Here is a 6,233-nt window from a genome sequence, read left to right on the forward strand (position 1 = left end):
ATGAATATTTTTAAAAATGAGACCAATAAAGGTCTGGATGTATTGTTTGTTTTTTTGATGATTACCCTGGCTATCATGTTATTCAGTTCCTGCAAAAAAGAAGCGGCAGACACCACGGGCCTTTCCTCATTAACGATTATCAATGCATCGCCTACCCTGGCTACTTATAATGCCTATCTGGATGGGACAAAAGTAATTGAGAGCGCTTTGCCATTTGGAGGTGTAATTCCATATGCTACCCTGACTGAAGGAGACCATACCCTAAAGTTTACTGCAGAAAGCGACCTAACGGCGCTGCTGAGCAAAACGATAGCAATAGAGACCAATAAGGCCTATTCTTTTTTTGTAATTAACAAAAACGAGAACATGGATGGGCTGTTGATTTCAGATACGCCTGATGCTTATTCCACTGAAAAGGCTTTTATAAGATTTGTAAACTTATCGCCCGATGCCCCTGCGCTTGATCTGTCTTTGAATAATGATACGACAAATCTGGTTACTGACAAATCTTATAAAGCGGTTAGCAGTTTTACGGAAATTACCCCGGGAACTTATTCTCTTGATACAAAGAATGCTGCTGAAGGAACAGTCATGAGCACTTTGAGCAGTACTGTTTTAACAGCGGGGCAGTACTACACAGTTATGGCGATAGGATTGGTACAACCGAATGATGTAGGGGAATCATTTAAATTGCAAATATACATCCACAAATAAGACGTACTATTTTTCGTTTTTGCCAACCATGTAAACCTTACGGCCACATGATCCGCATGCGTATCTTTTCAGGTCAAGCCAAAATAAAAATGATTTAACTAAAGTGCCTCTTTTAACTCTCGAATCTAAGTCTCCTTGTTTGCAATAGGGGCATTTTTTGTAGGTTTTGTTGGCATTTAACCAGGTGATTTCTGAGGTTTCCATTTCTTGGACGCAATAAAATTATCGTTGAACTTAATTATTCGGTATAAATAAGTTTATTTATTATTAACAAATATAATCAATAGGTTATCGGTGGGCAAGGAAAGGAAAGAGAATTAAGTCCTGATTTATAATGCAGGACTTAATTTTGTCGGGACTTGGCATACTCAGAAGGCGTCATACCGGTATGTGACTTAAACTCAGCGAAAAAGGCACTTCTTGAGGAGAAGCCACCTTCTTTTCCTAAAGCCTCTATGGTAAGGTGTTGCCATGCAGAGGTGTTTTGCAACTTGCTTCTGACATAATCAACCCTGTAGTGATTTACAAAGGCAGTGAAACTCTTTTTGTAATGAAAATTTAATACATGTGAGAGCTGATGGGTGGGTACCCTTAGGTCGGCTGCCATCTTGGGCAGGGTTAAACCATGCTGTTTAAATGCCTCCTGATCCCTCATGTAATCTTCAATTAACTCAAAATAAGTTTGTACTGAAGCCTCATTTGGCTGTTTCGCCTTTTTCAAAATCTTATGGAGTGTTTCGGGCTTTATATCCAGCAGATCAGCAATATATTGAGGGGGAATTCTCTGTATATTATGATTTGTTGTGCTGAGGTAGAATTCATATTTCTCCTGGGCTGACCCCATTCTTACCAGATTGGACCGCTGGTGTGCAGATTTGTAAAAGGATTCGACTATTTTTCTGATGATGATGTTCAGCTCAAATGAGGTTTGAAGCCACTGCAGCAGGTTATGTATGGGCAAGCCGATGAGATGAGAATCCTCTACAGCGTAAATACTTTCGCCGGAGGGCCCGTCGCCGTACATTCCTTTTATAGCTGAAACAGATTCACCCTCCAGGCAGATATAAGTAGTAAGTTTTTTATTTTTAAGTGTGGTATAACCAACTACCAAACCTTTAATGATGAGATATAAGTATTCGCTCGTTTCGCCCTGCTTAAGCAGGTATTCATTTTTTTTAGCCCGTACATCAAACAAACATGCTTTAATTTCGTTTTCGAGTGCTTTGGGAAGTGGGTGATAGGAAGAAAGATGATTGATGACCAGATCCATTAACTCTGGATCTGGCTTTACAAATGGTTGATGCCTTAACGCTGAGGCATTTGGCATTAGGAGGCCATTGTTTTTGTAGTTCTGCTTACGGCAATCTTTTTTACGGTATTAATAATTGCTGCTGTGTCATAACCACATAAAGCCCATAATTCGGCCTGCTCACCATGTTCAATAAAGTCATCAGGAATACCTAAACGGATTACCTGAGCATTGTAGGCATTGTCGGCCATGAATTCAAGTATTGCACTCCCCACGCCACCTTGCACACACCCATCTTCAATTGTTATGATGTGTTTGTATCTTTTAAATACATCATGAAGCATGGCCTGGTCTAAAGGTTTGGCAAAGCGAAGGTCGTAATGTGCAGGATGTATACCTTCACTATTCAATTCTTTGCATGCATCTACCGCAAAGTTACCCACGTGACCAATGGTAAGTATGGCGACATCTTCGCCGTCACAGATTTTTCTGCCTTTTCCTACTTCTAATGCTTTTAGCGGACGTTTCCAGTCGACAATAACGCCGTTTCCTCTGGGATAACGTATGGAAAAAGGCCCCATATTGTCTTGCTGTGCGGTATACATTAAATTACGTAGTTCTTCCTCGTTCATTGGGGCAGCAACCGTCATGTGAGGAATAGAACGCATATAGGCCAGATCATAAGCACCATGGTGTGTGGCACCATCGGCACCTGCCAAACCTGCGCGATCCAGACAAAAAATAACATTTAAGTTTTGTATTGCAACATCATGAATGACTTGATCATAAGCTCTTTGCATAAAGCTTGAGTAGATGTTACAAAATGGAATAAGCCCCTGAGTGGCCAATCCTGCGGAAAAAGTAACGGCATGCTGTTCTGCAATACCCACATCAAACGCACGGGCAGGCATTGCCTTCATCATGATGTTCATTGAAGATCCGGATGGCATAGCGGGAGTTACACCTACAATTTTTTTATTGGCTTCAGCCAGCTCAACCAAAGTATGGCCAAAAACATCCTGATATTTTGGAGGTTGTGGTTTATCAGGAACAGATTTTTTTATCTCTCCGGTAATTTTATCGAAAAGGCCAGGTGCATGCCACTTTGTTTGATCTTTCTCTGCCAGGGCAAAGCCTTTTCCTTTTACGGTTACACAATGTAAAAGCTTAGGGCCGGGGATCTCTTTTAAATCTTTAATGACCTGGGTTAGGCGGACCACATCGTGACCATCAACCGGGCCGAAATATCTGAAGTTCAGCGCTTCGAACAAATTACTTTGTTTAAGCAGCGTACCTTTTATACTTTTCTCAATTTTCTTGACAAACTTATGCGCATTAGGTCCAAGCTCAGAAAGCTTAATAAGCACATTAGAAATGTCATCGCGGAAGCGGTTGTAAGATTTTGAGGTAGTAATGTTTGTTAAATATTCTTTTAGTGCACCAACGTTAGGATCGATAGACATGCAGTTGTCGTTCAGTATCACTAACAGGTTTGAATTTTCAATACCGGCATGATTTAATCCTTCGAATGCCAATCCGGCGGTCATGGCACCATCTCCAATCACTGCAACGTGCTGACGATCGGTTTCTCCTTTATAGTGCGAAGCTACGGCCATGCCCAAAGCTGCTGAGATGGATGTAGAAGAGTGGCCTACACCAAAAGTATCATATTCGCTTTCACTGATTTTTGGGAAGCCGCTAATGCCGTTTAATATCCGGTTGGTATGAAAAACTGACCTGCGTCCGGTAAGAATTTTGTGTCCGTAAGCCTGATGTCCAACGTCCCAGACTAATTTATCGTATGGGGTGTTTAATGCGTAATGTAAGGCTACTGTAAGCTCAACAACGCCAAGACTGGCACCAAAATGTCCACCATTTACACTAACCACATCTATAATATATTGACGAAGTTCCTTGCAAATTTGTTCAAGGTCTTGTTCCTTATACTGCTTTAAATCAGTAGGATAGTTTATGTTGGGTAGTAATGGACCGTTAATATCTTCCATGCAGGGGTTTTATCAATAGAAATACAAAGTAAGGTATTTTGTTATCAAAGTAAGAAGGAAAATTGCTAATTTTACAAAAATATACTTCGATAAATGACTAGAGATACTTTAATTTTTGATTTGATTGACAGGGAATTGGACCGTCAGGAAAATGGACTTGAACTGATAGCTTCAGAAAATTTTGTAAGCAAACAGGTAATGGAAGCCGCTGGTTCTTGTTTAACAAATAAATATGCTGAAGGCCTTCCGGGCAAAAGATATTATGGTGGATGCCAGGTAGTAGATGAGGTGGAAACCATTGCTATTGAACGCGCAAAGAAACTTTTTGGTGCGGAATGGGTGAATGTACAACCACATTCTGGTGCACAGGCAAACGCTGCTGTAATGCTTGCGGTAATTCAACCCGGAGATAAGATTTTAGGATTTGATCTTTCTCATGGTGGTCACTTAACTCATGGTTCTCCGGTTAACTTTTCAGGAAAATTGTATCATCCGTTATTTTACGGAGTTAAAAAAGAAGATGGTTTAATTGATTATGCTAAACTTGAAGAATTAGCTTTAGCTGAACGTCCAAAATTAATCATTGTTGGTGCTTCTGCTTATTCAAGAGAGTGGGATTATGCTTTTGTACGCAGTGTAGCTGATAAAATTGGCGCATTGGTAATGGCAGATATTTCTCATCCGGCAGGTCTTATTGCCCGCGGATTATTAACCAACCCGCTTCCTCATTGCCATATCGTTACCACAACTACACATAAAACATTACGTGGCCCACGTGGCGGTATGATTATGATGGGTAAGGATTTTGAAAACCCATTTGGTTTAAAAACACCTAAAGGCGAAATCAGAATGATGTCGTCAGTATTAGATATGGCTGTTTTCCCGGGTACACAAGGTGGTCCTTTAGAGCACATTATCGCTGCAAAAGCAATTGCTTTTGGTGAAGCTTTGAGTGACGATTATTTAGCCTACGTTAAACAAGTACAGGCAAATGCACAGGCAATGGCAAAAGCATTTGTATCAAGAGGTTACGGAATTATTTCTGGTGGAACTGATAACCACCTGATGCTGATTGATTTAAGAAATAAAAATATCACAGGGAAGCTTGCTGAAAATGCGCTTGAAAAAGCCGACATTACGGTAAATAAAAATATGGTTCCTTTTGATGATAAATCTCCATTTGTTACTTCGGGTATACGCGTAGGAACTGCTGCTATAACTACAAGAGGATTTAAAGAAAAAGAAATGGAACTTATTGTTGATCTGATTGACCAGGTAATTACCAACGCTGAGGACGAAAATAACCTTAAGCAGGTAAAACAGAAGGTAATTGAATTGGTAAGTAAGTTCCCCCTATATAAATAGAAAGGGAGTTGTAAATTAAATGTTATCGAAGAGCCGGGATTCGTCTGCCAGTGAAAGCGAGCGTATTAAAGTATTGCATGAGTATAATATTTTGGACACCCCTTCAGAGGAGAAGTTCGACAATATTACCAAGCTTGCTACTTTAATATGTAATGCACCTATTGCGGTTATTGTTCTGGTTGATGAAAGCCGGCTCTTTTTGAAATCCTTTATCGGTATCGGCAATGGAGACGTTTCAAAGGAGGTGTCTTTTAGTGCAGAAACCATTAAAGGAAATGAGATACTTGAAATACAGGATACTTTAACCGATAAAAGATTTAAAGATCATCCTATGGTTACCGGTAAACCCGGTGTCCGTTTCTATGCAGGCGCACCACTTCTGGATGAAAATGGTTTTAAAATAGGTGTTATTGCAGTGTTTGATGTAGTCTCACGATGCTTAACCAATGACCAGAAAGATGGTTTGGTAACACTTGCCAATGAAACCATTACCCATATTACTTTAAGAAAAAAAACAATAGAGCTGGAAGCCAAAACCAATCGTTTTGAGGAACTGCTAAATCTTTCGACAGTTTCGCCAGAGATTCATTGTATTTTAGATTACTCAGGTAAAATCCTGTTTATAAATGATGCGGTAACCAGTATACTTGGTTATACGGTTCCCGAATCTATAGGACTAAGTATTTGGAAGTTTTGCAATAAAGAAGACATCAGCAGGTTGGTGGAAATTATTGAAGAAGGACTAAAGAAAAAGGTTAAAGAATTCAATGTAGAATTCAGGGTAAAGAGCAAGCATGGCCAGTTGCGTTGGCTGAGCTGGAATATGGTGGCCCGCCAGGGACGCTTGTATACCTATGGAAGAGACATCACCGAAAATAAACGGGTAGAGAGTGAGTTGG

The 6,233-nt window shown here is 40.1% G+C and carries 5 protein-coding genes; 3 read left to right on the plus strand and 2 right to left on the minus strand.

Annotated elements, in window-relative coordinates; translation table 11 throughout:
- Positions 1-714, plus strand: coding sequence for a DUF4397 domain-containing protein (locus AC1DDX_RS07880; RefSeq protein WP_337717859.1), 714 nt, complete (start codon positions 1-3; stop codon positions 712-714).
- A gap of 343 nt (positions 715-1,057) precedes the next feature.
- Here the strand turns inward: AC1DDX_RS07880 and AC1DDX_RS07885 are convergent, their stop codons facing one another.
- Both AC1DDX_RS07885 and dxs read right to left on the minus strand, forming a co-directional pair.
- Positions 1,058-2,041 carry a helix-turn-helix domain-containing protein gene (locus tag AC1DDX_RS07885; RefSeq protein WP_288882743.1) on the minus strand — a complete coding sequence of 328 codons (984 nt, stop codon included), beginning with the start codon at positions 2,039-2,041 and terminating at the stop codon, positions 1,058-1,060.
- On the minus strand, positions 2,041-3,969 hold the full coding sequence (dxs, locus tag AC1DDX_RS07890; RefSeq protein WP_172661960.1) for a 1-deoxy-D-xylulose-5-phosphate synthase: 1,929 nt from the start codon (positions 3,967-3,969) through the stop codon (positions 2,041-2,043). Before dxs ends, AC1DDX_RS07885 begins: the two co-directional genes overlap by 1 nt.
- A 93-nt stretch (positions 3,970-4,062) precedes the next feature.
- On the opposite strand from dxs, the gene glyA reads away from it, so the two are divergent.
- Positions 4,063-5,334 carry a serine hydroxymethyltransferase gene (gene glyA / locus AC1DDX_RS07895; RefSeq protein ID WP_172661959.1) on the plus strand — a complete coding sequence of 424 codons (1,272 nt, stop codon included), beginning with the start codon at positions 4,063-4,065 and terminating at the stop codon, positions 5,332-5,334.
- 19 nt (positions 5,335-5,353) lie between these two features.
- Positions 5,354-6,233 (plus strand): PAS domain S-box protein (locus AC1DDX_RS07900; RefSeq protein ID WP_477621925.1); only part of this gene is annotated, 880 nt, incomplete at its 3' end.

Source organism: Pedobacter sp. 10L46_2 (genome assembly GCF_056395165.1).